Annotated in this window: 24 protein-coding genes; 14 read left to right on the forward strand and 10 right to left on the reverse strand. The window is 73.3% G+C overall.

Translation table 11 applies throughout. From position 1 onward, the window contains the following. Positions 1-12: 12 nt before the first annotated feature. The 3 genes from MT346_RS11815 to ybaK all read right to left on the reverse strand — a co-directional run bounded on the left by MT346_RS11815 (position 13) and on the right by ybaK (position 4,085). Positions 13-240 (reverse strand): hypothetical protein, encoded by a 228-nt coding sequence (locus MT346_RS11815; RefSeq protein ID WP_243563274.1) that lies wholly within the window; start codon positions 238-240, stop codon positions 13-15. A 657-nt stretch (positions 241-897) separates the two neighbouring features. Next, positions 898-3,504 (reverse strand): ATP-dependent Clp protease ATP-binding subunit, encoded by a 2,607-nt coding sequence (locus MT346_RS11820; protein ID WP_243563275.1) that lies wholly within the window; start codon positions 3,502-3,504, stop codon positions 898-900. Positions 3,505-3,599: 95 nt separating this feature from the next. Further along, positions 3,600-4,085, reverse strand: a complete 486-nt coding sequence (gene ybaK / locus MT346_RS11825) for a Cys-tRNA(Pro) deacylase (RefSeq protein ID WP_243563276.1) — start codon at positions 4,083-4,085, stop codon at positions 3,600-3,602. 66 nt (positions 4,086-4,151) lie between these two features. On the opposite strand from ybaK, the gene MT346_RS11830 reads away from it, so the two are divergent. Further along, positions 4,152-4,436, forward strand: coding sequence for a DUF6412 domain-containing protein (locus MT346_RS11830; RefSeq protein WP_243563277.1), 285 nt, complete (start codon positions 4,152-4,154; stop codon positions 4,434-4,436). A 59-nt stretch (positions 4,437-4,495) separates the two neighbouring features. Next, entirely contained in the window at positions 4,496-5,245 is a 750-nt protein-coding gene (locus MT346_RS11835; protein WP_243563278.1) for a membrane protein insertase YidC, read from the forward strand. Between the two features lie 5 nt (positions 5,246-5,250). On the opposite strand, the gene MT346_RS11840 is transcribed toward MT346_RS11835, so the two are convergent. Then, the gene (locus tag MT346_RS11840; RefSeq protein WP_243563279.1) at positions 5,251-5,445 is read right to left on the reverse strand and encodes a hypothetical protein; all 195 of its coding nucleotides are present in this window, start codon (positions 5,443-5,445) and stop codon (positions 5,251-5,253) included. Positions 5,446-5,560: 115 nt separating this feature from the next. Between MT346_RS11840 and MT346_RS11845 the strand changes: the two genes are divergently transcribed. After that, positions 5,561-6,565 carry a hypothetical protein gene (locus MT346_RS11845; RefSeq protein WP_243563280.1) on the forward strand — a complete coding sequence of 335 codons (1,005 nt, stop codon included), beginning with the start codon at positions 5,561-5,563 and terminating at the stop codon, positions 6,563-6,565. Between the two features lie 189 nt (positions 6,566-6,754). Further along, positions 6,755-8,146, forward strand: a complete 1,392-nt coding sequence (locus tag MT346_RS11850; RefSeq protein WP_243563281.1) for an MFS transporter — start codon at positions 6,755-6,757, stop codon at positions 8,144-8,146. Positions 8,147-8,367: 221 nt separating this feature from the next. On the opposite strand, the gene MT346_RS11855 is transcribed toward MT346_RS11850, so the two are convergent. Then, positions 8,368-10,647 (reverse strand): collagen binding domain-containing protein, encoded by a 2,280-nt coding sequence (locus MT346_RS11855; RefSeq protein ID WP_243563282.1) that lies wholly within the window; start codon positions 10,645-10,647, stop codon positions 8,368-8,370. A gap of 296 nt (positions 10,648-10,943) precedes the next feature. On the opposite strand from MT346_RS11855, the gene MT346_RS11860 reads away from it, so the two are divergent. Further along, positions 10,944-11,828 carry a universal stress protein gene (locus tag MT346_RS11860; protein WP_243563283.1) on the forward strand — a complete coding sequence of 295 codons (885 nt, stop codon included), beginning with the start codon at positions 10,944-10,946 and terminating at the stop codon, positions 11,826-11,828. Here the strand turns inward: MT346_RS11860 and MT346_RS11865 are convergent. From MT346_RS11865 to MT346_RS11875, 3 genes are all read right to left on the reverse strand, one after another. Continuing rightward, on the reverse strand, positions 11,780-12,790 hold the full coding sequence (locus tag MT346_RS11865; protein WP_243563284.1) for an SGNH/GDSL hydrolase family protein: 1,011 nt from the start codon (positions 12,788-12,790) through the stop codon (positions 11,780-11,782). The genes MT346_RS11860 and MT346_RS11865 overlap by 49 nt on opposite strands. Positions 12,791-12,886: 96 nt before the next feature. Continuing rightward, positions 12,887-13,243: a PRC-barrel domain-containing protein gene (locus MT346_RS11870; protein WP_243563285.1), complete on the reverse strand. Its 357-nt coding sequence runs from the start codon at positions 13,241-13,243 to the stop codon at positions 12,887-12,889. 47 nt (positions 13,244-13,290) lie between these two features. After that, positions 13,291-14,271: a glycosyltransferase family 9 protein gene (locus MT346_RS11875; protein ID WP_243563286.1), complete on the reverse strand. Its 981-nt coding sequence runs from the start codon at positions 14,269-14,271 to the stop codon at positions 13,291-13,293. Between the two features lie 98 nt (positions 14,272-14,369). Here MT346_RS11875 and MT346_RS11880 point away from each other — a divergent pair, with 98 nt between their 5' ends. From MT346_RS11880 to MT346_RS11910, 7 genes are all read left to right on the forward strand, one after another. Beyond that, positions 14,370-14,921 carry an HAD family hydrolase gene (locus MT346_RS11880; protein WP_243563287.1) on the forward strand — a complete coding sequence of 184 codons (552 nt, stop codon included), beginning with the start codon at positions 14,370-14,372 and terminating at the stop codon, positions 14,919-14,921. After that, on the forward strand, positions 14,918-16,024 hold the full coding sequence (locus MT346_RS11885) for a glycosyltransferase family 9 protein (RefSeq protein ID WP_243563288.1): 1,107 nt from the start codon (positions 14,918-14,920) through the stop codon (positions 16,022-16,024). Before MT346_RS11880 ends, MT346_RS11885 begins: the two co-directional genes overlap by 4 nt. An 85-nt stretch (positions 16,025-16,109) precedes the next feature. Next, on the forward strand, positions 16,110-17,108 hold the full coding sequence (locus MT346_RS11890; protein ID WP_243563289.1) for a glycosyltransferase: 999 nt from the start codon (positions 16,110-16,112) through the stop codon (positions 17,106-17,108). Next, on the forward strand, positions 17,105-18,418 hold the full coding sequence (locus MT346_RS11895; RefSeq protein ID WP_243563290.1) for a glycosyltransferase: 1,314 nt from the start codon (positions 17,105-17,107) through the stop codon (positions 18,416-18,418). The genes MT346_RS11890 and MT346_RS11895 overlap by 4 nt, the downstream gene beginning before the upstream one ends. Further along, positions 18,415-19,038, forward strand: coding sequence for an SIS domain-containing protein (locus MT346_RS11900; protein ID WP_243563291.1), 624 nt, complete (start codon positions 18,415-18,417; stop codon positions 19,036-19,038). The genes MT346_RS11895 and MT346_RS11900 overlap by 4 nt, the downstream gene beginning before the upstream one ends. Before the next feature lie 35 nt (positions 19,039-19,073). Then, positions 19,074-20,450 carry a PfkB family carbohydrate kinase gene (locus MT346_RS11905; protein ID WP_243563385.1) on the forward strand — a complete coding sequence of 459 codons (1,377 nt, stop codon included), beginning with the start codon at positions 19,074-19,076 and terminating at the stop codon, positions 20,448-20,450. A gap of 57 nt (positions 20,451-20,507) precedes the next feature. After that, positions 20,508-21,212: an SDR family oxidoreductase gene (locus MT346_RS11910; protein ID WP_243563292.1), complete on the forward strand. Its 705-nt coding sequence runs from the start codon at positions 20,508-20,510 to the stop codon at positions 21,210-21,212. A gap of 307 nt (positions 21,213-21,519) precedes the next feature. Here MT346_RS11910 and MT346_RS11915 read toward each other — a convergent pair whose 3' ends face one another. Next, complete coding sequence (locus MT346_RS11915; protein ID WP_243563293.1) at positions 21,520-22,617, reverse strand: glycosyltransferase family 9 protein; 1,098 nt, start codon at positions 22,615-22,617, stop codon at positions 21,520-21,522. 160 nt (positions 22,618-22,777) lie between these two features. Between MT346_RS11915 and MT346_RS11920 the strand changes: the two genes are divergently transcribed. Together MT346_RS11920 and rfaE2 are read left to right on the forward strand one after the other, a co-directional pair. Next, positions 22,778-24,253 carry an aldehyde dehydrogenase gene (locus MT346_RS11920; RefSeq protein WP_243563294.1) on the forward strand — a complete coding sequence of 492 codons (1,476 nt, stop codon included), beginning with the start codon at positions 22,778-22,780 and terminating at the stop codon, positions 24,251-24,253. Further along, entirely contained in the window at positions 24,250-25,767 is a 1,518-nt protein-coding gene (gene rfaE2 / locus MT346_RS11925) for a D-glycero-beta-D-manno-heptose 1-phosphate adenylyltransferase (protein ID WP_243563295.1), read from the forward strand. The genes MT346_RS11920 and rfaE2 overlap by 4 nt, the downstream gene beginning before the upstream one ends. 69 nt (positions 25,768-25,836) lie before the next feature. On the opposite strand, the gene MT346_RS11930 is transcribed toward rfaE2, so the two are convergent. Further along, complete coding sequence (locus MT346_RS11930; RefSeq protein ID WP_243563296.1) at positions 25,837-26,625, reverse strand: CPBP family intramembrane glutamic endopeptidase; 789 nt, start codon at positions 26,623-26,625, stop codon at positions 25,837-25,839. Positions 26,626-26,714 lie beyond the last annotated feature (89 nt).

Raw genomic sequence — 26,714 nt, forward strand, 5'->3', positions numbered from 1 at the left:
CGCGGCAGCGCCTCAGCGCCAGGCGCGCAGGCCGATGCCGAGCATGGCCCACTCGGCTTCGCGCTGCACACGCTCGCGGTCGAGCTGCTCGCGCAGCGCGGGGTCGGTCTGGGGTCGTCGGGTACGGCGGCTCCAGATGATGAGGGACATCCCGATACGCAGCGCGATCCGGTCGGTCAGCGAGACCGTGCGGGGTGCGACGCCAGCGTCGGGGGGTCGGAGGACGGACTTGGTCGACATCGTGGTCACCGTTCAGGGAGAGGAGTGCGAGCGGAGAAACGGGCGCGACGGAATGATCCGTGCCCCGGAGGGAACAACCGCTCGATGCATTCGCACGAAACAGTGCGGATGGCATGGGAGAACGGTCGACGAATGACCTGGTGCGGGAATCGTCCCGGTCGCGATCGACATTCCCCGCGCGCATTCCGACGGGCCCGCATTCCGCGCGACGGCGACGGTCGCCCCGGGCAACGCCCGAGCAGACCGATCGAAGCATCGACCGGAGGAACGGCGTCCGACCTGGATCAGGTCAGCGCGAGGGTGCCGCGCCCGGCGGACCGGACGTGAGCGGCTGCAGCGTGGCCGAATGGTTCAAGACGAACCGCGGCACGACGACGAGATGGGACGGGACGTCCCGCGTCAGCAGGAACCGGCGAACGGGGCGCCGAAAGCGCCACGGACTGCACGGAACGGCGTCTGCGTGGAGACTGCACGTGTGGTGGTCATGGTGATCATGGTCGGCCCCCTTTCGGCACGAGTTGCTGTGGTCCGTGAACCATATCGGCATTCTCGACGCCGCCGCAAGCGTTCAGCCGGAATTCCTCGGAATGCATTCCGACGCATGCAGAACGCCCCGGGACCGATCGGGTCCCGGGGCGTTCTGGTGGGGTCGAGACGCTACCCGGCCAGGGGCGCCGTGACCCCGGCCACGCGGGCGACGAGGGCTTCCCCGTCCACCGTGACCTGCACCGTGTCACCGGACCCGGCAACGCCGTCCACGACCAGGGTCGCGATGCGGTCGTCGACCTCGCGCTGGATCAGGCGACGCAGCGGACGAGCGCCGTACTCGGGCTCGTAGCCGTGCTCGGCGAGCCACTCGACGGCCTGGTCGGACACCGAGAGCACCATGTCCTGCGCGATGAGCCGCATCGAGGTCTCGCCGAGCAGCAGGTCGACGATCGCGCGCATCTGCGAGCGGTCGAGCTTGCGGAACAGCACGATGTCGTCGATGCGGTTGATGAACTCGGGCCGCATCGCCTCGCGCAGCTTGCCCATCACGCGCTGACGCAGGTCGTCGTCCGAGAACCCGCCGTCCGCCGACGCCGAGAACCCGAGCGCTCCGGACCGCGAGGTCAGGAACTCCGAGCCGATGTTCGACGTCATGATGACGACCGTGTTGCGGAAGTCGACCGTGCGGCCCTGGCCGTCGGTGAGCCGTCCGTCGTCGAGCACCTGCAGCAGCAGGTTGAACACGTCGGGGTGCGCCTTCTCGACCTCGTCGAGCAGCACGACCGAGTACGGGTTGCGACGGACGCGTTCGGTCAGCTGGCCGGCCTCGTCGTAGCCGACGTACCCGGGAGGGGCACCGACCAGCCGCGACACGGTGTGCCGCTCGCCGAACTCGCTCATGTCGAACCGGAGCATCGCCGACTCGTCGCCGAACAGCGACGCCGCGAGCGACTTCGCCAGCTCGGTCTTGCCGACACCGGTCGGCCCGAGGAACAGGAAACTGCCCACCGGTCGGTCCGGGTCGCCCATGCCGGTCCGGCTGCGCCGGACGGCGGTCGCGATGGCGCGCACCGCATCCTCCTGTCCGACGACCCGCTCGTGCAGCTCGTCCTCCAGTCGGGCGAGACGGGTCCGGTCGCCCTGGGTCAGCCGGGTCGCCGGGATCCCGGTGGCGCGCGCCACCACCGCCGCGATGTCCGCCTCGGTGATCTCGGTCGTCGCGCGGTGCTGGTCGACGGCCGTCGGACTGGAGGCCCCACCTGCGTCCGCCTGTGCGGCGGCGGTGATCCGCGCCTCCAGTTCGGCCGCCTGGTCGCGCAGGCGCGACGCTTCTTCGTACTGCTCCGCGGCGACGGCACGGTCCTTGTCGGCGTGCAGCTCGGCGACCTGGTCGCGCAGGGCCTCGATGTCGACGTCACCGGACCGTGCCAGGCGGCGGCGGGCACCGGCCTGGTCGATCAGGTCGATCGCCTTGTCCGGCAGGTGCCGGTCGGTGACGTAGCGGTGCGACAGCTCGACGGCGGCGCGCAGGGCGTCGTCCGTGTAGGTCACGCCGTGGTGCTCGGCGTAGCGCGGGGCCAGGCCGGTCAGGATCGCGACGGCGTCCTCGACGCTCGGCTCCCCCACCGTGACGGGTTGGAAGCGGCGCTCGAGTGCGGCGTCCTTCTCGATGCGGCGGTACTCCTTGAGCGTTGTCGCACCGACCATGTGCAGGTCACCGCGGGCCAGGCGGGGCTTGAGGATGTTGCCGGCGTCCATCGAGCCGCCTTCGCCGCCACCACCGGCGCCGACGACCGTGTGCAGTTCGTCGACGAACACGATGAGCTCGTCGGCGTGCGCCGCGATCTCGTCCATGGCGTTCGTCAGGCGCTCCTCGAAGTCGCCGCGGTAGCGGGTGCCGGAGAGCATGCCGGGCAGGTCGAGGGCGACGACACGCTTGCCCTGCAGCAGCGCGGGGACGTCGCCGTCCGCGATGCGCTGCGCCAGGCCCTCGACGATCGCGGTCTTGCCGACGCCGGGCTCGCCGATCAGCACCGGGTTGTTCTTGGACCGGCGCAGCAGGATCTCGACGGTCTGCTCGATCTCGTCCGCGCGGCCGATGACCGGGTCGATGCCGCCCTGGCGGGCACGTTCGGTCAGGTCGGTGCCGAACTGGTCGAGCGTCGGCGTCTCGGACTGCTGCTGGTCGGCCTCGGTGGTGCCGGGCATCGGGCGCCCCTCTCGTGCCGCCTCGGCGGCCTGCTGCGCGTAGGTCTGCATGACCTGCGGGGTGACACCGGCGCTCGCGAGGAGCTGGCCGGTGACGGTCTCCTGGTCCATCACGAGCGCGAAGAAGACGTGCTCGGGGTCGGTGTAGGTGCTGCCGAAGCCCCGCGCGGCCTGGGTGGCCTCGACGAGGATCCGCTGTGCGGTGGGCGTCAGCGCGGGTCGGCCCTGCACGCGTTCGGACGACGGAGCGGGCAGGCGCTGCTCGACCTCGTCGGCCAGGTGCTCGGGGTCGACCCCGGCCGAGCGGATGACCGCGTCGAAGGGCTCGGTCTCGACGAGCACGTGCAGGACGTGCAGCGCGTCGAGTTCACGCTGCCCTTGCGAGACCGCGTACTCGGCGGTGCGCTGGAGCAGATCGTGGGTGCGGCGGCTGAGCAGTCGTGTGATGTCGACGGGGCGACCCAGCGGTGTGGATCGCTGGGCGCCGGTGTTCTGGGCCGCGAGCAGACGCGCGAGGAACTCGTCGAACGAGTCGTTGCCGTTGGTCGGACCGGACGGTGCTGGCAAAGGGACCTCCTGGGAACTTGAGTGCCTTCGACTCAATGCAACGCAGGAGGAGCCGGCTCATTCCCGGGCGGCGGAAGAACTTGCGTGGACCCGACTCAGGTCCGGGCGATCGCCGCCGTGGTGGCCTCGGTCACCGTCAGCAGGTCGGACGGAGCGATCTCGATGTCGAACCCGCGGCGGCCGCCGGACACGAAGATCGTCGGGTAGGCCGTCGCCGACTCGTCCAGCACGGTGCGCAGGTGCGCGCGCTGTCCGACGGGACTGATCCCACCGACGACGTACCCGGTCCGCTTCTCCGCCAGCGCCGGGTCGGCGAGCGTGGCCTTCTTGCCACCGACCGCCGCGGCGATGGCCTTGAGGTCGAGGCGGTTCGCCACCGGGACGATCGCGACCGCCAGGGCGCCGTCGACGGACACCACGAGGGTCTTGAAGACCTGCTCCTCGCGCAGACCCAGCGCAGCCGCAGCCTCTTCACCGAAGTTCGTCGCGGTCTCGTGGTGCTCGTACACGTGGGGCGTGAAGGGCACCCCGGCGCGCTCCAACGCGAGGGTCGCGGGGGTGCTCGGGGCAGCGGCGGTCATGCGGCGATCATCCCCCGCCCGGGCCACCTGTCCCGAGCGGCACGCGGGCGTTAGTCTGAACCGACCATGGCCGTGATCGAGGTGTTCCTGCGCGCAGTCGCCGCGCTGGTCGTCGTCGACCCGGTCTCCGGAGCGCTGCCACTGCTCGCGCTGGCGGGGTTCGGCGCGGTGGTCGTCGCCGCTGCCGTGCTCGTCGCCCAGGTGCTGGCACTCGTGCTCGGCGTTGCCGGCACGGTGGGGCTCCGCGTGCCGAGTGCGCCGCGCGACCTGGTCACCCGGATCGCATGGAGCCACCCCGACGCCGACGGGCACGCCCGACCGCGGGCACCGGGAGTCGTCCCCGCGACCTGACACCGATCGGTGTGCGGGTCGCTCGTCGACCCCTGCCACCACACTCGATCGGAATCGTCATGGACCTGTCCACCCTGCCCCTCGTCGGGCCGCTCGTCGGCGGCGCGCTGCACCTCGGCGCCGACCTGCTCGCCACCCTGACCGCGACACTCGACCCCGTCGCGGGCCCCCTCGCCGCCGCACTCGCCGTGGTGCTGGCCACCCTGGCCGTCCGCGCGCTGCTGGTCCCCCTGTCCGTGCTGCAGGTCCGGGCCGAGCGGGACCGCCGCCGCCTGGCTCCGCAGCTCGCCGCACTGCGGAAGCGGTACGGCACGGACACCGCACGGCTGCAGCGCGCGGTGCAGGAGCTGTACACGTCCGAGCACGTCTCCCCGCTGGCTGGATGCCTGCCCGTGCTCGCGCAGGCACCCGTCCTGTCGCTCGTGTACGCCCTGTTCACCCACGCCACCATCGCCGGCGCGACGAACACCCTGCTCGAGGCCACGCTCGTCGGCATCCCGCTCGGGCACTCGTTCGTCGCGGTGCTCACCTCGCCGCTGTGGGTGCACGCCTGGGTCGTCGTGCTGCTGCTCGCTGCACTGGCCGTGGTGGTCGAGTCGACCCGGCGCGCGAACCTGCGGTGGAACCCGCCCGCAGCCGCCGACGGGGCGGTCCCCGGATCGGCCGCGACGACGGCGATCACCCGGTGGGTGCCCTTCGTGACCGTCGTGTTCGCGGCGATCGCACCGCTGGCAGCGGCGCTGTACGTCGTGACGAGCGTGTCGTGGGCCGCCGGGGAGCGGGCCGTGCTGCGGCGGGTGCTGGCCTGAGCGGATCAGCCCTCGTGCTCGGGGCCCTGGTCGACCGGGTCGTACTCGGTCCCGCGACCCTGTTCCTCGTCGGGCAGCGGGTTGCGCCGTTCGACACCACTGCCGCCGGGGTTCGTCGCGACGTAGTCGGCTTCGCCCGAGGTCGCGTCGTGGCTGACCGGTTCGACGACCTCGGGGTCGGGTTCGCGTGCGTCTGTCATGCACCAGGCCTACACCGCCCGGATCCGGACAGTCCCCCGGACTGGGTGCGCACCGCACCGCGCCGAGTGCGACGATGAACACCGAGACAGCATCGACCGGACACCGGGAGTGCGCATGGCCGACGACGACCGCGACACCGAGCGCGATCGCGCGCGCCTGCAGGAGATCGCCTGGGGCTCCGGGTCGACCCCGGCCGAGGCGGCACGGGCGCGGATCACCCTGGCCGACCTCGGTCGTCGTGGCGGACGGCGCGGACCGACCGCGGCCGACACACCGCCGCAGCCCGAGGGGGCGAGCCGACCAGTCGTGGCCGCCGCGCCCACGGCAGGGCCGACGGCAGCCCCCGCGGCCACGCCAGGGGCGACGCGTGCGTCCGTGGCGAGTGTGTCGTCGTCTGGCGACCGTCTGGCGGACGGGGCGGTCCCCGGCCAGCGTGATCCGGGCCTCCCGTCCGAGCGACCGGACCAGCCGGTCGACGCGACCGAGTCCGCTCCCGCGACCGCCCTGGTCGACACGACCCGGCAGGCCGACGCGACCCGCCAGGTCGACACGACCCAGCCGGCCGGGTCGGCTGACGGACCGAGCGCGCCCAGCCGGTGGGTCCGCGGGCGCGACCGAGTCCTGCGGGTGGTCCGCAGCGCACGGACCCGCCCCTGGCTGGCCGGGGGGCTCGCCGCGGCGATCGTCGTCGCGTTCGGGACCGGGCTGGTCATCGGGACCGTGCACCCCGCGGTGCCCGGCTCGCCGTCCGTCACCCCGACGGCCGGCACGGTCACGCTGCAGCAGCTGCTCGACGCGCCGCAGACGTACGCCGACCAGATCCCGGGTTCGATCGAGGCACCGGTGCGGTTGCACTCCACGCGGTTGATCTTCACGAACCGGTCGCTGAGCGGCGACGACGCGGCGACGCCGTGGAACGTCTGGGCGGGTGTCGGGGCCGACCGGTCGATGGTCTGCCTGGTGGCGACCGCCAACCGGATGGAGGCGTCCACCTCGTGCTTCCCGCGTGACGACGCCCTGCACGGCAAGGTGTCGATGACCGCGCAGTCGCTGAGCGGGACCCTGACGCTGGAGCTGTCCGGTGGCGGTGTCGATGGGCGTGTCGCGCAGGCGTTCTGAGTGTCCGCAGTGCGTTGGAGCGCTCCCGTGACAATCGTCGGAGGTCGTGTCAGACTGGTCTGATCGCACTCGCCGTGGAGTGACCAACCACCAGTTCCACACCGAGCGCGCAGCCCGACCGATCCGGTCGTGGTGTCGTCGACGACGTCGCCCGTCGCGCGCTCCACCACGCCCCGAGGAGGTCAGCCCATGCCGACGAACACCGCGTCGATCACCACCGCGTCGAACCGTTCCGTCTCGTCCGACACCGCGTCCGTGCGGACACCGTCGGTCCTGACCTCGAAGGCGGTCATCGGCATCGCCGTGCTCGGGCTGGCGACGTTCTTCGCCATCACGACCGAGCTCATGCCGGTCGGACTGCTCGGCACCATGAGCACGGATCTCGGGGTCAGCGAGTCCACCATGGGCATCGTGATCACGGTGTACGCCACCGCCGTCGCGCTGCTGGCACTGCCGCTCACGTCCCTGACCGCACGGCTCCCCCGCAAGGGCGTGCTCGTCGCGACGCTCATCGGGTACGCCGTGTCGAACCTGATGGTCGCGCTGGCTCCGTCGTTCGCCGTGGTCTGTGCGGGCCGGGTCGTCGGTGGTGTCGCGCACGCGCTGTTCTTCTCGGTCGCGTCCGCCTACGCCACGCGGATCGTGCCACCCCGCCTGGCCGGCCGGGCCATCGCCTTCGTGTACTCGGGCAGCTCGCTCGGCTTCGTCATCGGCGTGCCGCTCGCCACGGGCGTCGGCCAGTCGATCGGCTGGCGTCCGGCCGTCGGCGCCGTCGCGGTCTGTGCCGCGGTGCTGGCCGTCGTCGCGGCGGCGTTCCTGCCGGCGGTCAGCGGCACCTCGTCGCCGCACATCGGGTCGCCCAGGGCCTGGGCGCGGACCGGCCTGCTCGCCGTGGTCGTGGCCGACCTGCTGCTGTTCGCGGGGCACTACATCGTCTACACGTACATCGGTCCGTACACGATCGACGCCGGACTCGACGCGGGCCTGGTGAGCGGTGCCTTGCTCGTCCTGGGCGGGACCGGCGTGATCGGGCTCTGGCTGGCCGGCATGTTCGTCGACCGAGCCCCCCGCCAGACGCTCGTCGTCGCCGTCGCCACGATGGCCGCCGCCTTCATCGCGCTGCCCTTCGTGCACGGGTCGCTCCTGGGCACCATGATGGTGGCCGGCGTCTGGATGGCCGCGAACGGCACGACCGGCACGCTCTTCATGGCGGCGGCGATCCGCGCGGGTGGCGTCTCCCCCGACATCGCCGGCGCGCTCGTCAACGGCGCGTCGAACATCGGGATCGCGGGCGGTGCGGCCATCGGCGGACAGGTGCTCGGGCTGACCGGCATGCAGTCGCTGCCGATCGCGGGCGCGGTCGTGTTGCTCGGGTCGCTCGGCGTGGTCGTGGCGGCGCGTCGGGGCTTCCCGGTGCACTCGACCCACCAGGAGCACCTGTCCACCTCGTCCATCGAGGCGATCACGTCCTCGCTCGCCGTCGTCACCACGTCCATCCCGACGATCAGTCGGGCGATCCAGACGATGACGGGGTCCGTCGCGACGATCACCGGCACGACGCGCACGCACCGCACGCGCTGAGCGGTGCGGCTGGCCGCCCGGCTGGCCGGCCGGGCTGGCTGCCCGCCGCGTGCGCTGCTTGCGTCGCGTGCGTCTGCACAACCGAACGCCATCCGAACCACGGGGATCCGCGGTTCGGATGGCGTTCCGTTGTGCGAGCAGCGGGCCCGGCAGCCGGCGGACGGCTGGCGGGCCGCGCCGGCCGGCGGACGGGAGGCCCGGTGCGGGTCCGCCTTGCGGGCTCAGTCCTGCAGGTGCTCCGTCCGGCGACGGTTGCGTGCCGCCCGGAAGGTCAGCAGCCCGCCGCCCAGCAGCACGAGGATGCCCGCAGCGATGGCCGCAGGGGTGATCTCCGCGCCGGTGAACGCGAGCGGGCCACCCGGGGTGGAGCCACCCACGGACGAGCCCGGCAGCGTTCCCGTGCCCCCGCTCGACTCCGGCGGGGCCGTCGGGCTCGGTGTGGGCGTCGGGGTGACGACGGCCGCGGGGACCACGATCGACAGCGGCGTGCCGGAGCCGGTCGCCACCGTGGTGACCACCTGCGGCGCACTCGCCTGGTCGCCGGTGCCCGCGACGACCGAGTACTCCGTCGACGGCGCCAGCCCGGTCAGGTCGAACGTGCCGTCGGCCGCGGTGGTGGTCGACACCGGGTCACCGGCGCCGGTCGGCGTGGCGACGACGGGCACGTCCGCAACCGCGACGCCGTCGCTGTCGGTCACCGTGCCGGGCTGGTCGACCGTCGGCAGCGGCAGCACGAAGTCGACCGGCGTCGGGGCAGCGCCCGTTGTGACGCTCGTGACGAGCTGCGGGTCCGTCCCGGCGACCGTGATCCGGTAGTCGGTGCCCGGGGTCAGACCCGTCAGGTCGTAGGACCCGTCGGCGTTCGTGGTGACGACGATGACCGCTCCGGACCCGGCGTCGACCGGTCGTGCGGTGACGGTGGTGCCTGCGACGGGCGTGCCGTCGATGTACGTGACCGACCCGGCCTGTGTGACCGTGACGGGCACGGGCGTGACGAAGGGGAAGTCCGCGGAGGAGGTCCCGCCCGCGGTGGTCGTCACCGCGACCTCGGTGGCGCCGTCCGCGCCTGCCACCGGGGCCGTGGTCCGCACCGTGTACGTCCCGGGCAGCACGCGGAAGTCGTAGGTGCCGTCGGCGGCGGCCTGGGTCGTCGCGACGACTTCGCCGTCCTGCACGAGTTCGACGTCGACGGCGCTGCTCGGGGCCGCGCCGTCCAGGGTGACCCGTCCGGAGATCGTCGAGAGCGCGGCCTGGAGGACGAGCGGCTGGACGACCACGGTCGCCGCTCCGTCGGCACCGGTCGTCGCCGGCACGGTGGTGGCTCCCGGCGTGCTCGCCTCGACGGGCGTGGCGGCCGGCAACCCGGACGCGGTGTACGCGCCGTCACTGTCGGTCACCACCTCGGCCAGGACCGTCCCGGTCGCCGGGTCCGTGATCGTGACGGGGACGTCGGCCACCGGGGTGCCCGCCGTGTCGACGACCGTGCCCGACACGGCGACGGTGCCGGGCGGCGTGACGAAGGCGACGTCGGCGTCCGTCACGTCAGCGCGCAGGGAGATCGTCCCCGGCGTGCTCTGCAGGGTGGCGTTGTCCGGCGTGGCGATCGCGACCTGGTAGCCGTCCGCCTGGGTGAGCGCCGGGAACGTGTAGGCGCCCTGGTCGTCGGTCGTGGTCGTGTACTCGGTGCCGTTCGGCGCGGTGACGGTCACCGTGGTGTTCGGCAGCGCGGCCCCGTCGAGCGTCGCGACCCCCGACAGCGACGAGGTCCGGTTGGCGAACCAGGTCTGGTAGACCGGCAGCCCGCTGCGCTGCTGGTAGGTGATGGTGAGCGTCCCGAGCGACACGGTCGGGGTGAACCACGCCGAGGCACCCGAGGTGTCGTTGGCCGCCGCGTTGCCGACGAGCACGCCGGTGCCGGCGTTCCAGGTCGGGGTGTCTTGACCCGGGGCGACCCCACCCGGGTCGGCCGGGCAGCTCCACCCGCCGGGCGACACGGTCGAGCACGAGTTGTACGAGCCCTGGTAGCCGAGCTGGGCGATCGACGCCGGCTGCCCGTTCGCCAGCGTCGCCGAGATGGTGGCCTGGTCGGCGTCGATGTCCCCGAGGACGAACGACCACCCGCCGGCACCCGGTGTACCGCCCGCGAAGGTGTAGGTCGTCACGGCGGCACTCTGCGCGTTCGTCTGGTCGAACGCGGGCCGCTGGTTCAGGTAGGTGTTGTTCCGGCTGTTGCCGTAGACCGCGCCGGGCGGGGTCGCGGGTCCCTGGCCGGTCGTCGCGCCGCTGATCACCTGGGCCTGCCGCGAGGTGGACGCGAAGGTCGTCTCCGGGAACCCCGGCAGTGCGACTGCGCCGGTGTACGCCCGGGCGGACCCGCTCACCTCGAAGGCACCCCAGTGCCCGACGGTGGCTGCCGACGCGCTCGTCGCGCCGCCCAGCGCCAACCCGGCTCCGAGCACGATCCCGGTCAACCCGGCTGTGACCATCCGCCAACGGCGCATGTGGACTCCCCTGTTGCGGTGCCGACCTGCCTCGACACTCGCTCAGGTTATCCAGCGTCCGGCAGCACTGTCCGCTCTGCGTCGACGTCATCCAGAACACGTCCGCGCCACCGCCGGCAGGTCATCCCGACACCGTGTCGATCGCGGCACTCAGTGTCACGGCGTCGACGTGACGCTCGCAGTCCTCGCAGGCGACCCACAGCGGATCGACCGGTCCGGGCGGCGCGGTGGGCGTAGCTTCGCGGCAGGAGCGCCACCAGACGCCCCGTCGGATCTCAGCACGGAGGTCGATCGGGATGGACGAGCACTGGACCACGGTCACGCTGGCGGCAGACGCCGCACGACCGCACGAGGAAGCCCTGCGCTGGGTGGTGGCCCACGCCTCGGCCGGGATCGAGCGGATCCGGGTGGTCGGGGTCGACCCGGCGTTGGAGGGGCGTGTGGGTCCGGACGGCAAGCGCGTCGCCGAGCACGTCGCCGATGCCGCCCGCACGGCGCTGCCGGACGTCGAGGTCCGGATCGTCCGGCACGCGGGGCCGCTCGCTGCCGCGCTCGTCACCGAGTCGGACGCCGGGGACCTGCTGGTCGTCGGGACGTTCCGCAGTCGGCGCGGCTCCACGATCGGCAACGCGCCGTCCCGGGTCGCCGAACGGGCAGCCGTGCCGACGGTCGTCGTGCCGGACGGTGCGCACCCGATCGACGGCGACGTCGTGCTGGCCGTCGACGAGCCCCTGGACGAGCGCGCCGTCGCGATCGCCGTCGGCGAGGCGCTCCGACGGAACCGCCGGCTCACACTGCTGCGGGCGTGGGAGATGCCCGTGCTGACCCGGACCGGCCTGACCGACTTCGCCGAGGACCCGCTCCGCTGGCGCCGCCTGAACGAGGCCCTGCTGCAGCGTGCCACCGACCGGCTGGTCGCACGCTTCCCGGACCTGCGCCTCCGGCCGCTGCTGGTCGAGGGGCACCCCGGTCGCGCGATCGCCAACCACACCCGGACGGCTTCCCTGGTCGTGCTCGGGCAGGGCCACGTGCACGTGCTGTCGGGATCGGTGTTGCACGACGTGCTGCGCGAGACGGTCTCGCCGGTGTGCGTGGTGCCGGCGACGGCGCACGTCGCCCCGTCGCGGTCGGTTCAGCCGTCGAGTGACCGCAGCGTCGCCGCGACCCGTCGGGCGAGGTAGGCGACCCCCGCGGGGTTCGGGTGCAGAGCCCCGGGTTCCATGTCGATCCGCTGCAGCCCGTCCCGCGAGTCGAGGGTCACGCCCGACACCAGGGCGCCCTTCCGCGCGCACGCCGACCGTGCCTGCGTCGCCGTGAAGACCTCGAGGTACCGCACGCCTGCCGCGGTCGACGCGGACCGTGCGACGTCGTCCAGGTCCTGCTGCACGCCGTGCAGGTACCGCACGTCGGTGTCGGTGAACGGGTAGGCGTCGCTCGGGAACGAGCCGGCCAGGGTCCCGAGGTCGAGCGCCGACCGGAAGCAGCCCTTCGCCGGGGTGTGCGCGGCGTCCGGGAAGATCGCGGGGTAGCCCAGGAACACGATCTCGGCGTTCGGAGCGGCGGTCTTGACGGCGGCCAGCGTGGTGGCGATGCCGAGCGCGACCCGGGACCGGATCTTCACTCCGAGCTGGTCGACGCCGTCCTGCACGAGCGTGCTGCGGCACGACGGGGCGTCACGACCGGAGAACACCGGCCCGGACCGCGAGAGTGCCAGGCAGGCTGCGGCCGTGCCGAACAGGTCGGCGTCGTTGCCGCCGATCGTCAGGGTCACCAGGCGGGTGTCTTCCGACAGCGCCTGGATCTGTGGGTCGACACCCTTGAACTGGTGTCCGCCCAAGATGTCCGCGCTGGTCGCCCCGGCGCAGGTGACGTCGTGCAGGGCGAGCCCGAAGCGGGCCGCGATCCGGTGCGGGTAGTCCTCGGCGGACTGCGCGCACGCAGACACCGGCAACCCGGTCGGGTCGCCCAGGCCGTACCCGGCGGAGTAGGAGTCACCGAGCGCGACGTACTCGCTGCCCGGTGGCAGTCCCGCCAGGGTCTCGGGCGGGTCCGCAGTCACCCGGTACGGCTGTGGGACCGGCCAGAGCGGCGCCGCCGACGCGGTCGTCGGGCCGAGACCGGACACCAGGACGCCGACGACCACCGCTGCGGCGAGCAGCGTGGAACGGACGGATCGGAGCAGGACGCGACCTCCGGGTGGGCGCGGGCGACGGGAGCGATCAGGCTACCGCCTGCGGGCTCAGCGTCGGCCGAGTCGCCGCTCTCCACCGCTGCCGGTCGTGTACTCGAGCCCGAAGTGCTGGTACAGCACCGGTTCGGTGTCCGCCTCGAGTTCGCCGTCGGTCGCGATCGACGGCGCGTCCTTGATGAGCTTCTTCGGGAACGGCACGCGCAGGTGTTTCGGCGCGACCGTCGCCCCGACGAGCGGCACGAAGACGAGCTTCTGGAAGCCGACCATGCCGGTCGTCACCGAGCCGAACGCCGGGTCGGACGTCGCGGTGTCGTAGTAGATGCTCTCGAGCGTGCCGACCTTGTCGTCGCGCTCGTCGACGACCGGCAGGCCGATCCAGTCCCGGATGTTGGCCGCTTCGAACACGGTGCTCCTTCCACGACGCCGGTCGTTCCGGGGCCGTCACGACGACGTTACCGACGAGCCGTGTGTGCCGCCCGCCCCACGCCGAGCCCGTCGACGGCCGCCAGCACGTCGGCCGGGTGCACGGCCAGGATCGCCGGGTCGGGTACCTCCGAGAACACGTCACCGCGACGGACGGACGCGTCGGTCAGCACGACGTGCGGGCCGGACGTCGGCGGGCCCCACGACTCGGGCGGCGCAGGACCGAACAGCACCACCGACGGGATGCCGTAGGCCGACGCCAGGTGCGCCGCGCCGGTGTCCACCGTGACGACGACGCGGGCCGCGGCGACCACCGCCGCGAACGGCTGCAGGTCGAGGACGCCCGCCAGGACCGCCTCCGGCGGCAGGCCGGCCGCGTCGGCGACGGCGGTGGCGCGCGCGACGTCCGCCGAGCCTCCCGTCAGGACCACGTGCTCTCCGCGCCCCCGCAGCCCGCGCACCACCTCGGCGAAGCGGTCGACGGGCCAGTGCCGGGCGCCGTGGAAGGCGCCGACGTGGACGACGGCCGCGCCCTCGACCACTGCGGCGTCGGCCGGACGGTCGATGGCGACGTCGTCGGGGTCGCCGGCGATGCCGTGTGCCCGCAGCAGACCGACCCAGCGTTCGCGTTCGTTGACCGGACCCTCGATCCAGGCCGGGCCGTCGGGTCTGCCGTGGCCGATCACCCGGCGCGCGTCGAGGGCGGCGACCAGGCCCTCGGACTCCGGTCCGGCGCCGTGCAGGTTGACGGCGACGTCGGTGACGCCGGCGGGCACCGGGATCGGGTGGTCGAAGCCCTGTTGCGCCAGGTGGACGTCCACCGCGGGCACGAGGTCGACGACCGGGGCGAGCCACGCCGTGGTGGCGAGGCTGATTCGGTGGTCCGGGAACGCGCTACGCAGGGCGCGGAGCGCGGGCACCGCAACCAGCAGGTCGCCGAGCTTGATGGCGCGTAGCACGACCAGTTCGGGGCGGCCGTCGGACGGGGGCAGGGAATCGAGGGCGGTCACCGCTCCGACCGTAGCCGTGCCCGTCACCCGGGCGACCAGCACCGCGTTCGCCGACCTTCCTGGCGTGGTGCTCGGCCGGGTTCCGGTAGGGCTGGGCCATGGCTCTCCTCGCGGACCGCGCCGTCGGCGGTCTCCTGTTCGACCGGGACGACACCCTGGTGGTGGACGTCCCGTACAACGCCGACCCGCACCAGGTGGTACCGCTGCCAGGTGCCCGACGGGCGGTCGACCGTGCCCGCGCTGCCGGACTGCCCGTCGGCGTCGTGACGAACCAGTCGGTCATCGCGCGCGGTGGGGCGACCCGTTCGCAGGTCGACGCCACCAACGCCCGTGTCGACGACCTCGTCGGTCCCTTCGACGTCTGGTGCGTGTGCCCGCACGGCCCGGATGACGACTGCGCGTGCCGGAAGCCCCGGCCCGGCCTGGTCCTGGAGGCCGCTGCCCGACTCGGCGTGCCCGCCGAGCACCTGGTCGTGATCGGCGACATCGGTGCCGACGTCGGCGCCGCGCGGGCCGCGGGAGCGCAGGCGATCCTGGTGCCGACCCCGCGCACCCGGCCGGAGGAGGTCGCCGCGGCCGACACCGTCGCCGACACGATCGAGGCGGCCGTCGCACTGGCGCTCGACCACGTGCCGGCGGCCTCGGCATGAGCCGTCCCGGGCGCGGCCCCCGCGTGCTGGTCGCGCGTCTGGACTCGTTCGGCGACGTCCTGGTCGCCGGGCCAGCGGTGCGCGCGGTCGCGGCAACAGCGTCCCACGTCACGATGCTCTGCGGTCCGCAGGGGGCCCCTGCCGCTCACCTGCTGCCCGGGATCGACCGGGTGCGGGTGTGGGCGGCGCCGTGGGTCACCGAGACCGCCCGACCGCTCGACGACACCGTGCTGGACGAGTTCCGCGCGCTGATCGCCGAGGAGCACGTCGACGAGGCCGTCGTGTTGACGTCGTTCCACCAGTCCCCGCTCCCCCTCGCGATGCTGCTGCGACTGGCCGGCGTGCGGCGGGTCTCCGGCGCTTCGGTCGACCACCCGGGCTCGCTGCTCGACGTGCGTCTGCGCCCCGGCGAGGACCTGCCCGAGGACCTGCCCGAACCGGAGCGTGCGCTGCAGATCGCGTCGGCTGCGGGCTTCGGGCTGCCGCCGGACGACGACGGGAGGCTCGTGGTTCGTCACGACGCCGCCGTGCCACCCGAGGTGGCCGCCCTGGACCGGTACGTCGTCGTCCACCCCGGCGCGAGCGTCCCGGCACGGTCGTGGCCGCCGTCACACCACCGCGCGCTCGTGGCGGCCTACGGCGCGTTCGGGATCCCGGTCGTCGTCACGGGTGCTGCCGGCGAACGGGAACTGACCGCGACGGTCGCAGCCGGCAGGACCGACGACGGTGCAGCGGTGATCGACCTGGGTGGACGCACGTCACCGGCCGAGCTCGCAGCCGTGTTGGCCGGTGCCGAGGTGGTGGTCGTCGGGAACACCGGACCGGCGCACCTGGCTGCCGCCGTCGGTGCCCGCATCGTCAGTCTGTTCTCGCCGGTGGTGCCCGCGACCAAGTGGGCGCCGTACGCCGAGCACGTCGAGCTGCTCGGCGACCAGGGTGCCGCGTGTCGTCTCAGCCGCGCCCGTGCGTGCCCGGTCCCGGGGCACCCGTGCCTGTCGTCCGTCCGCCCCGAGGACGTCCTCGCGGCGCACGAGCGCCTGGTCGGACGCGCTCTGCGGATGAAGCCGAGCAGTCTGCGAAGCACCGCAGAAGGCGCTGCGTAGCGTCCGGCACTGCTCCTCCTGCTCCTGCTGTCGACGGTCCAGCGCCCTGTTGCGACCGTGACGGAGCGTGACCGAAAGGGACTGCATGCGGATCCTCGTCTGGCACGTCCACGGTGGCTGGATGGACGCCTTCGTCCGCGGCCAGCACGAGTACCTGGTGCCGACCACGGACGAACGCGACGGCTGGGGCCTGGGCGCCGGTGGTCGTGACTGGCCGAACGTGGTCGAGCTCGCACCCGAGGACGTCGCGGACGCCGAGGTCGACCTGGTGGTCCTGCAGCGCACCGACGAGGCCGAGGTCGCTGCGACCCTGCTGCGCGGGCGCCGGATCCCCACCGTGTTCGTCGAGCACAACGCCCCGCGCGTGGACGTGCCGGACAGCCTGCACCCGTTCCGCGACCACGCCGACATGACGATCGCGCACGTGACGCACTGGAACGCCCTGATGTGGGACTGCGGCTCCGCGCGGACCACCGTCGTCGAGCACGGCGTGGTGGACCCGGGCCCGCTGTACTCCGGCCGCCTCGAGCGTTTCGGCGCGGTGATCAACGAGCCCGTCCGGCGCAACCGCGTCGTCGGCACCGACCTGCTCCCCCGCTTCGCCGAGGTCGCCCCCGTCGACGTGTTCGGCATGGGCACCGAGCGACTCGCCGACCTGGGTCACGGCGACCGGCTGGTCGGGCTCGGCGACGTCAAGCCGACCCCGATGCACGCTGCGCTGGCCGAGCGTCGCGCCTACCTGCACCCGAACCGCTGGACCTCGCTCGGGCTGTCGCTCATCGAGGCGATGCACCTGGCCATGCCGGTGCTGGTGCTGGCGACGACCGACGCGCCCCGGACGGTGCCCGCTGGTGCCGGTGCGATCGCGACCGACGTGGCGGAGCTGACCCGGGCCTCCCGTGTGCTGCTCGACGACCCGGACGAGGCGCGCCGTCGTGGCGCCGTCGCCCGCGAGGCCGCGCTGGCCCGCCACTCGCTCGCCCGGTTCCTGGCGGACTGGGACGACCTGCTCGACGACGTCGTGACCCGCCACGCGCGTGCGCGACGCGCGCCGAGGCCGACCCTGGAAGGGAGCACCCGATGAAGATCGCGATGGTCTCCGAACACGCCAGTCCCCTCGCTGTGCTGGGCGGGGTCGACGCCGGCGGGCAGAACGTCCACGTCGCCGCGCTGTCGTGCGCCCTGGCCGACCGCGGTCACCAGGTCACCGTGTACACGCGCCGCGACGACGCCGAACTGCCGGCTCGGGTGGCGCTGCGTCCGGGTGTCGAGGTCGTACACGTCGACGCCGGCCCGGCCCGCGTGGTGTCCAAGGACAGCCTGCTGCCGTACATGGCGACGTTCGCCCAGGTGCTCGCAGCGACCTGGTTCGTCGACCGACCCGACGTCGTGCACGGCCACTTCTGGATGTCCGGACACGCCGCACTCCAGGCCGTGACGCAGGTCCAGGCCAGCACCGGCGGCATCCGGATCCCGATCGTGCAGACCTTCCACGCACTCGGTGTCGTCAAGCGTCGGCACCAGGGTTCAGCGGACACCAGTCCCGAGGAACGCGCGTGGCTGGAGCCCGCCGTCGGCCGCGGGGTCGACCAGGTGGTCGCGACCTGCTCCGACGAGGCGTTCGAGCTGAAGTCGCTCGGCGTCCCGCTGCACGCCATCTCGGTCGTGCCCTGCGGGGTCGACGTCGACCGCTTCCGTCCGTCCGGCGCCGTCGAGGAACGCGGTCGCACGCACCGGATCCTGACCGCGTCCCGTCTGGTGCGCCGGAAGGGCGTCGGCACGACCATCGCGGCCCTGGCACAGCTGGTCGCCGCGGGCCGTGACGTCGAGCTGGTCGTCGTCGGGGGTGCCGGCACCGCCGGGTCCGACCTGGCCGACGACCCCGAGTACCAGCGGCTGGACGCCCTCGCGCGCTCCCTCGGCGTGCGCGACCACGTGTCGTTCCGGGGGCAGCTCAGCCAGGACGCCATGCCCGCCGTGTACCGCAGCGCCGACGTCGTCGTGTGCGCACCGTGGTACGAACCGTTCGGCATCGTGCCGCTCGAGTCGATGGCGTGCGGCCGGCCCGTCGTCGCCTCACAGGTCGGCGGGCTCATCGACACCGTCGTCGAGGACGCCACGGGGCTGCACGTGCCGCCGCGTGACGAGGACGCCGTCGCCGCCGCGATCGCGGGACTGCTCGACGACCCGGCCCGCGCTGCGGCGTACGGCGCCGCCGGACGCGAGCGGGTCGAGTCCCGCTACGCCTGGAGCCGCGTCGCCGCCGACACCGAGCGCGTCTACGAGCGCTTGGTCAACGGGGCAGCGGTCACCGGACCGGGCTTCACCACCAGGTCCACGACGTCGGGCCGGGCATCGCGCTCGACCCGCGCCACCGAGAGGACAGCACGATGACCATCGGACAGAGCAGACTCGGCACGACCGAGCAGCTGAGCGACAGCGCCCGCGCCGTGCACGACCACGTGACCGCCTCGGTGCCCGTCGTGGCCTCGCTCGTCGACCACGGGGACCACATCGCCGCGTGGGCCGACGACATCGCCGCGCGACTCGTTGCCGGTCGGCGGCTGCTCGCGGCCGGTAACGGCGGTTCGGCGGCCGAAGCGCAGCACCTGACGTCGGAGCTGACCGGTCGGTTCGACGGCGACCGACCCGCGTACTCCGCGATCTCCTTGCACGCCGAGAGCTCGGCCGTGACGGCGATCGGCAACGACTACGGGTTCGACGAGGTCTTCGCGCGGCAGGTCCGCGCACATGCACGCGCCGGGGACGTCGTCGTGCTCCTGAGCACCAGCGGTCGCAGCCCGAACCTGCTGCGTGCTGCCGAGGCCGCCCGCGTCGTCGGTGCCCGCACGATCGCGCTGACCGGGTCACGACCGAACCCGCTGGCCGACGCGGTCGACGACGCGATCTGCATCGACGGACCGTCGGCGAACGTGCAGGAGGCGCAGCTGGTCCTGGTGCACGCGCTGTGCCGGGCGATGGAGCCGGCGCTCCGCCGCGGGGGCCGGCGATGATCGCGGCACCGGTGTCGGCCACAGCCGCGACACGGCTGCGCGTCGCCGTCGTCGGCGACACCCTGCTCGACGTCGACGTCAGCGGCACGAGCGAACGCCTGAGCCCGGACGCGCCCGTGCCCGTGGTGGACGTCCGGACGGACGATCGTCGTGCGGGGGGCGCCGGACTCGTCGCCACGATGCTCGCGAAGGACGGCCACCAGGTCACCCTGGTTACCGTCCTGTCCGACGACGCCCGGGCCGACGAGCTCCACACGCTGCTGCCCGACGTGCGCGTCGTCGCCGGTCCGTCCGGCGTCGCGACCCCGGTCAAGACCCGCGTCCGGGTCGGGGACCACGCGCTGGTCCGGATCGACGAGGGCTGCGACACCCCGCCGGTGCCGACCGTCACCGCGGCCATGACCGCTGCGCTGACCGGCGTCGACGCCGTCATCGTCGCCGACTACGGCCGCGGTGTCGCCGCTGCCCCGGCGCTCCGGGACGCGATCGCCGCCGTCGCCGTGACCACCCCGGTCGTGTGGGACCCGCACCCCCGGGGAGCGGTGCCCGTGCCCGGCATCACCGTCGCCACGCCGAACGCGTCCGAGGCCCGCCGCTTCACCGACCTGGCCGGCGACGGCGTGCCGTTCGCGACCGACGCGGCCGCCGCACTGGTCGACGCGTGGGACGTCCGGGCCGTCGCGATCACCCTCGGTGACCGTGGCGCCCTGGTCGGCCGACGGACGCCCCGTGGCCTGGACGCCCGGTTCCTGCCGGCTCCCTCCGTCACCGCCGGCGACCCGTGCGGCGCGGGCGACCGGCTCGCGGCCGGAGTCGCGGTCGCCCTCGCCGGTGGCGCCGACGTCCCGGACGCCGTCGCCGCCGGTGTGGCCGACGCGTCCGCGTACCTGGCGGCCGGCGGCGTCACGTCACTGCTCGCCGGTGCTCCTGCCACCGTCCTCGCCGTCCCGGGAGCGGACCGCGACGCGCTGCGGGTCGTGCACCGGGTCCGTGCGGACGGGGGCACCGTGGTGGCGACGGGCGGCTGCTTCGACCTGCTGCACGCCGGACACGCCCGCACCCTGTCGGCAGCGCGGGCCCTGGGTGACTGCCTGGTCGTGTGCCTGAACTCGGACGACTCGGTCCGGCAGATCAAGGGGCCCGAGCGCCCGATCATGACCCAGGACGACCGCGTCGAGCTGCTGCTGGCGCTGGACTGCGTCGACGCCGTCGTGGTGTTCGACGAGACCACGCCCGACCAGGCCCTACGGCGGTTCCGTCCCGACGTCTGGGCGAAGGGTGGCGACTACACCGCCGACGAGCTGCCCGAGGCCGTCACGCTCGCGGAGTGGGGCGGACGCGTGGTCACGGTGCCGTTCCACCCGGGCCGGTCGACCACCCGCCTGGCGTCCGCGCTCGCGGCCGTCGGCTGAGCGCGGTCCCGGCGTAGCCGCGGCCCCACACACCTGATCCACCACGGAAGGAACTCCATGCCCGTCCCCACCACCCCCATCGGCCGCGTCCTCGTCACCGGCGGCGCCAGCGGACTCGGAGCGGCCGTCGTCGACGCCGTGCTCGAGGCCGGCGGCACCCCGATCGTCCTCGACCTGCGGGTCGAGCACGTGGCAGACGGTGTCGACGCGGTCGCGGTCGACGTGACGGACACCGCCGCCACCGAACAGGCCGTCCGCGACGCCGCCGAGCGTCACGGCGGCCTGGACGCGGTCGTCACCGCCGCCGGCATCGACAAGCCCGCGCCGATCGGTGCCCTGTCCGCGACGGACTGGGAGCAGATCGTCGGCGTGAACCTGCTCGGCACCGCGGCCGTCGTGCGCGCTGCCCTGCCGACGCTCGAGGCGAACCACGGCCGCGTCGTCACGATCGCGTCCTCCCTCGCACTGCGTGGTGTGGGCGACGGCACCGCCTACTCGGCGTCGAAGTTCGGCGTGCGCGGCTTCTCGCAGGCGCTGGCCGCCGAGACCGCCGGCCGGGTCGGTGTGACCAACGTGATCCCGGCGGGCATGCGGACGAACTTCTTCGCCGACCGCACCGAGCAGTACAAGCCGGGCCCTGACGCGCTGTTGATCGAGCCGTCGTACGTGGCGAACGCGATCCTGTTCGCGCTGGCGCAGCCTGCCGGCTGCGAGATCCGCGAGCTCTCGATCATGCCGGCCACCGAGCCGAGCTGGCCGTGAGCCCACCCCGCTGACGGACGGGAGGCCCGGTGCCAGCTGGCACCGGGCCTCCCGTCCGTCGCGGGGCCCGGCCGCGTGCGTCGCGCGCCCGGCGCCGCCCCCTCCCGCGCATCGCGATTGGTCACGACTCCCCGCTCAGTTCTGCCGACTGGTCGAGGACCGTCGCTCAGAGCCCGGTCGGTCGACGATTCGTGACCGGTCGCCGGATCGGCGGCGGGGTGTCCTGACCGGTCGGGACACCTGCGCCGGATGCATGAACGACGGTTCGTGACCTGTCGGCGGGTCGGCGGCGGGGTGTCGTGACCGGTCAGCGCGTGCGGAGCAGGTCCTCGACGTCGGCGAGCACCTGCTCTGGCGTGACCTGATCGACGTAGGACGGGTCGTGCTCGCACCGCTCGGCGGTCCAGCCGACCTGGGTGACATCGATCCCGCACACCGGGCAGCGGGTCACGAAGGACATGTGCACGCGGTGTCGGCCGCGGTCCATCGGCCCGGCGTTGACGACGTTGCCGAACCAGAACACGCCGACCGTGCGGGTGCCGACCGCGACCGCCAGGTGCCGCGGGCCGGAGTCGTCGCCGACCATCACGTCCGCGGCGCCGAGCACCGCGGGCAGCTCCGACAGCGGCAGCGTGCCGACCAGGTCGTGCAGACGCTCCGCCGTGCCACCGGTCTCCTGCTTCCGCACCGCGGCCACGATCGCGTCGGCTGCCGGACGGTCGGAGGCGTCCCCGACCAGCACCACGTCGTCCCCCGCTGCCAGACGGGCGACCGCGACGGCGGCGAACCGGTCCGGACTCCAGCGGCGTCGAGGGTCGGTCGCGCCGGGGTGCATGGCGATCAGCGTCCCGCTGACGCCGAGCCGTGTGCGGACCGCTGCACGCTCGTCGTCCGTGACGGTGATCCGCGGGTCGAGCGTCACGGGCTCGGCACCGGCCAACGCGGCGACCTCGAGCCCGCGCAGCACCTCGTGTTGGTAGTAGACGTAGCGGACCCAGCGTTCCAGGACCTCGGCGTCCTCGGTCGCGGTGCCGACGGTGTGCGGTGCCTGGAGCCGCAGCAGGAACGGGTTCGAGTTGCGGCCGCCGCCGTGCAGTTGGACCGCCAGGTCGAAGCGACCCCGCAGCCGGTGTTCGAAGTCGGCCAGGGTCGGGGCGTCAGCGCCCGAGTCACGGACGCCGGGGTGCACGGGCAGCTCCTCGACCGCGTGGATGGCGTCCGTCCGGCCGTCGAGCAGGGCCTTCGCCGCCGGCGTGCCGAGCAGGGTCAGCCGTGCGTCGGGGTACGTCGCCGCGAGGGCCTCGATCGCCGGCATCGCGAACATCAGGTCACCGAGCCCGCCGCCCCGGAGCACCGCGATCTCGCGGACCCCCTCGAACCGTTCGCCGCCCTGTCCGATCTGCATCACGCCCGTCGTCTCCCTCGTCCTGCCGTCGCTCCTGTCTACCGACGCGCACCCGGGAGCACGCTCGTGCGCCGCGGAACGCGGAGCCCGTGCCCCCGCCCAGGGACCGAGGAGCACCGTCGGACCTCCCCCTCCCGACCGTCGTCCCGGAAGGACCCACATGACGCTCGAAGCCCCCACCTCGACCACCGAGATCGTCGTCCTGGACCCGGTCACCGGCGAGGTCGCTTCGACCACGGCGGTCGCGACTCCCGAACAGGTCCATGACGCCGTCAGCCGCGCTCGTGCCGCGTTCCCGACCTGGTCGCGAACCGCCCCGGCCGACCGCGGGGCACTCCTCCGCACAGCCGCGGAGCACCTGCGTGCGCACGCGGACGAGCTCGCCGCACTGAACACCCTTGAGACCGGCAAGACCCCGGGCGACGCGCTGGGTGGTGTGGAGGCCGGCATCGGCACGCTCCTGCAGGACGCCGAGCTCGGTCCGCTGCACCGTGGCGAGGCCCTGCGCGGGCAGCACGGTGCTGCCGACTGGACGATCCCGCACCCGCGCGGCGTCGTCCTGGCGCTCACGCCGTGGAACGACCCGGTGGCCGTCGCGCTCGGCATCCTCGGTGCCGCCGTCGTGACGGGCAACACGGTCGTGCACAAGGGCAGTGAGCGGTGCCCTGCGACCATCGCCCGCCTGAACGAGCTGCTGGCCGAGGTCCTGCCCGACGGCGTGTTGGTGGGGGTCGACGGCGACGCCACCACGGGCGAAGCGCCGCTGGCCGAGCACGGCATCGCGGTCTACGCGCACGTCGGCTCGACGGCGACGGGCGACCGGCTCGCTGCGGTCGCGACGAGCACCCGCGCGCACGTGATCCGCGAGAACGGCGGCAACGACGCGATCGTCATCGACGCCGACGTCGACCCGGTGTGGGCCGCCGGTCAGGCCGCGCTCGGTGCGTTCGCGAACACCGGCCAGATCTGCACCAGTGTGGAGCGCGTCTACGTGCACCGAGCCATCGCCCAGGAGTTCGTCACGGCGCTCGTGGCCGAAGCGGACCGGCGCACCGCATCGCCCGCGACGGAGTACGGCCCCCTGGTGGACGAGCGTCTGCGGACGACGGTGCAGCAGCACGTCGACGACGCCGTCGCCCGAGGAGCGTCGATCCGCACCGGCGGCGTCGTCCCCGAGGGCAGCGGCACGGCGTACCCGGCGACGGTCCTCACCGACGTGCCGGACGACGCCCTCGCGCTCACCGAGGAGACCTTCGGACCGATCGCCCCCGTGCGCGTGGTCGACTCCTTCGACGAGGGCCTCCGCCTGGCTGCCGCCGACCACTACGGTCTGGCCGCCACCGTGCTGACGAACGACACCGGTGCGGCGCTGCGGGCGGCGGCGACACTGCCCGTCGGCACCGTCAAGGTGAACGCGGTGTTCGGTGGAGCACCCGGTGGCAGCGCCGAACCGCGTGGAGCGTCCGGCGCCGGGTTCGGCTACGGCCCCCACCTGCTGGACGAGATGACGACGACGACCGTGGTGCACCTCGAGGCGGCGACCGCCCGAGCGACGACGCGCGACGCCGACACCATCGACGCACCCGACACCGTCGACGCACCCTGCACCGCTGCCGCGGAGGGGTTCGACCGATGACCGCCGACGTCCGCCTTGTCCGCGACGTCGTCGCGCGCATCGATGACCGCGAGCCACTCGTCGTCGTGATCGGCGACCCGATCCTGGACCGCTGGACCATCGGCGAGGCCGAGCGCGTCTCACGCGAGGCGCCCGCTCCGGTCGTCCGCGTCACCGAGACCATCGCGGTGCCGGGCGGCGCCGCCAACACCGCCGTCAACGCCCGCGCGCTCGGTGCCCGCGTCCGCATGGTCGGACTGATCGGGGACGACGAGGCCGGTGCCGTCCTCCGTGACCGTCTTGCCGCGGCCGGTGTCGACACCACGTCCCTGATCGCCGTGCCCGGAGCCACGACGACCACGAAGTCGCGCATCGTCGGCGGGGACCGGGTCGTCGTCCGCGTGGACGACCTGGCCGGATTCCCGACAGCCGGCCACACCGACCAGCTCGCAGCAGCCGTGGCGCGTGCGCTCCGCGGGGCGGACGCCGCCGTCGTGTGCGACTACGGGCTCGGCGTGACGCCGGAGTCCGTGCTCTCCGTGCTCGACCGGGACCGTCCCGACGTGGTCGTCGTCGACGCGCACGACCTGCGCGGGTGGCACGATCTGCACCCCGACCTCGTGACGCCGAACGCCGGCGAGGCCGCCGCGGTGCTCGGTGTCGACCTTGGCATCGGTGCCGACCGGGCTGACGCCGTGGTCGCGCAGCGTGCGACGCTCTTCCGCGTCACCGGTGCCCGGGCTGCCGTCGTCACGCTGGACCGGAACGGCACGATCCTGCTCGAGGCGAGCGTCGGACGCGACGACGCGCGGCCAGACGGACCTGACGATCACCGCGGCTTCCGCACCCGCGCGACCCCGGCCTCCGAGCAACAGGCCTCCGGCGCCGGCGACACGTTCTGTGCCGCAGCCAGCGTCGCCCTGGCCGTCGGCTCGACCCCGCGCGAGGCCGTGCAGTTCGCCCAGGCCGCTGCCGACGTCGTCGTCCGCGAGGCCGGCACCTCGACGTGCGACACCGCATCGCTGCTCCGGTCGGTCGAGGCTCCGGCGGAGACGGTCGTCGACCATGACGACCTGGCCGCAGCTGTCGACGCCGCACACCGCGAGGGGCGTCGTGTGGTCTTCACGAACGGGTGCTTCGACGTGGTGCACCGCGGCCACACCTCGTACCTGCGGCAGGCGAAGGAACTCGGTGACCTGCTCGTCGTCGCCCTGAACGACGACGACTCCGTCCGCCGGCTGAAGGGCCCGGAGCGCCCGATCAACACCGCCGAGGACCGCGCCGGAGTGCTGGCGGCGCTGGCGTGCGTCGACCTGGTCACGGTCTTCGCGACGGACACCCCCATCCCGCTGCTCGAACGGGTGCGCCCCGACGTGTACGTCAAGGGCGGCGACTACTCCCCCGAGATGCTCAGCGAGACCGCGGTCGTCCGGGCCTACGGCGGCGAGGTCGTCATGGTCGACTACGTCCCCGAGCACTCCACCAGCGCGGTCGTCCGCCGCATCCGCGAGACCTCGCGCGGCGATGTCGACTGACGGCCGCTCGAGGGTGCAGAAGACGTCGGGCCGCGCGCATCAAACCGACGTCTTCTGCTCCGTGGATGCTCAGACGACGTGTGACGACGCAGCACGGAGCGGGTTGCCGCGACGACGTGCCACGACGATCGCGGCGGGGATCCCACCTACCACGGCGAGTGCGACCGTTGCGAGGAGCAGGATCCCGGCGGGCCCGGTGCCATCGAAGTCGTCGGGCAGGCTGAACACCGAGAAGTCCCACATCGCGTGCAGCACCACGGGCACGATCAGGGTCCCGGTCACCCGACGTGACACGTACAGCACGCTGCCCATCCCGACCGACAGGACGATCTGTCCGATGGTGTCGCCGATCTCCTGCCCGTTGAACACGTTGCCGGCGTGGATCACCGCGAACGCCAGGGTCGACACCACGTAGGCGACGAGTTCGGACACGTGCACCCGGAGACCGGTGAGCAGCACCCCGCGGATCAGCAGCTCCTCGAGCAGGCCGATGCACAGCGCCCAGAGTGCCAATGACGCCAGGCCCGGAACGTCGAGTGCGATGTCCGTGAACGGGTACTTCACCCAGATCAGCACGAACAGCAGCACCGGCACGACCAGCCACCACGACCGGCGAGGTGTGTCGGCCTCGAACAGGGTGTCACGGCGCCACGGCAGGGCGACGACCGCGGCGAGCAGCACGACCAGCGGGATCGCCTCGGGCAGGACGCCGAAGTGCAGCACGCCGGCGGCGGTCTGGAACGAGTAGTCGGCGGTCCCGCCCGGCGGCGCGATCAGCCACTGCATCAGGTAGACGAGGACCACCACCACGGCCGTGACGGTGACAGCGATCCAGAGTCGCGGGGTGCGGGTGTGCATGAGTGCCTTCCGGTCAGATCAGAAGGTGATATTCTACATCCACAACGATCGGGGCGGGACCCATGACGAACGGGAGGCGCGGGGGCAGC

This window comes from Curtobacterium sp. VKM Ac-2922, from assembly GCF_022815645.1.
In the GTDB taxonomy this organism is placed as follows: domain Bacteria; phylum Actinomycetota; class Actinomycetes; order Actinomycetales; family Microbacteriaceae; genus Curtobacterium.

Bases quoted from the DNA above. Each gene is read 5' to 3' on its own strand.
- MT346_RS11815 (WP_243563274.1), bottom strand. From the start codon at position 240: ATGTCGACCAAGTCCGTCCTCCGACCCCCCGACGCTGGCGTCGCACCC.
- ybaK (WP_243563276.1), bottom strand. From the start codon at position 4,085: ATGACCGCCGCTGCCCCGAGCACCCCCGCGACCCTCGCGTTGGAGCGC.
- MT346_RS11830 (WP_243563277.1), top strand. From the start codon at position 4,152: ATGGCCGTGATCGAGGTGTTCCTGCGCGCAGTCGCCGCGCTGGTCGTC.
- MT346_RS11835 (WP_243563278.1), top strand. From the start codon at position 4,496: ATGGACCTGTCCACCCTGCCCCTCGTCGGGCCGCTCGTCGGCGGCGCG.
- MT346_RS11840 (WP_243563279.1), bottom strand. From the start codon at position 5,445: ATGACAGACGCACGCGAACCCGACCCCGAGGTCGTCGAACCGGTCAGC.
- MT346_RS11845 (WP_243563280.1), top strand. From the start codon at position 5,561: ATGGCCGACGACGACCGCGACACCGAGCGCGATCGCGCGCGCCTGCAG.
- MT346_RS11850 (WP_243563281.1), top strand. From the start codon at position 6,755: ATGCCGACGAACACCGCGTCGATCACCACCGCGTCGAACCGTTCCGTC.
- MT346_RS11855 (WP_243563282.1), bottom strand. From the start codon at position 10,647: ATGCGCCGTTGGCGGATGGTCACAGCCGGGTTGACCGGGATCGTGCTC.
- MT346_RS11860 (WP_243563283.1), top strand. From the start codon at position 10,944: ATGGACGAGCACTGGACCACGGTCACGCTGGCGGCAGACGCCGCACGA.
- MT346_RS11880 (WP_243563287.1), top strand. From the start codon at position 14,370: ATGGCTCTCCTCGCGGACCGCGCCGTCGGCGGTCTCCTGTTCGACCGG.
- MT346_RS11885 (WP_243563288.1), top strand. From the start codon at position 14,918: ATGAGCCGTCCCGGGCGCGGCCCCCGCGTGCTGGTCGCGCGTCTGGAC.
- MT346_RS11890 (WP_243563289.1), top strand. From the start codon at position 16,110: ATGCGGATCCTCGTCTGGCACGTCCACGGTGGCTGGATGGACGCCTTC.
- MT346_RS11895 (WP_243563290.1), top strand. From the start codon at position 17,105: ATGAAGATCGCGATGGTCTCCGAACACGCCAGTCCCCTCGCTGTGCTG.
- MT346_RS11900 (WP_243563291.1), top strand. From the start codon at position 18,415: ATGACCATCGGACAGAGCAGACTCGGCACGACCGAGCAGCTGAGCGAC.
- MT346_RS11910 (WP_243563292.1), top strand. From the start codon at position 20,508: ATGCCCGTCCCCACCACCCCCATCGGCCGCGTCCTCGTCACCGGCGGC.
- MT346_RS11915 (WP_243563293.1), bottom strand. From the start codon at position 22,617: ATGCAGATCGGACAGGGCGGCGAACGGTTCGAGGGGGTCCGCGAGATC.
- MT346_RS11920 (WP_243563294.1), top strand. From the start codon at position 22,778: ATGACGCTCGAAGCCCCCACCTCGACCACCGAGATCGTCGTCCTGGAC.
- rfaE2 (WP_243563295.1), top strand. From the start codon at position 24,250: ATGACCGCCGACGTCCGCCTTGTCCGCGACGTCGTCGCGCGCATCGAT.
- MT346_RS11930 (WP_243563296.1), bottom strand. From the start codon at position 26,625: ATGCACACCCGCACCCCGCGACTCTGGATCGCTGTCACCGTCACGGCC.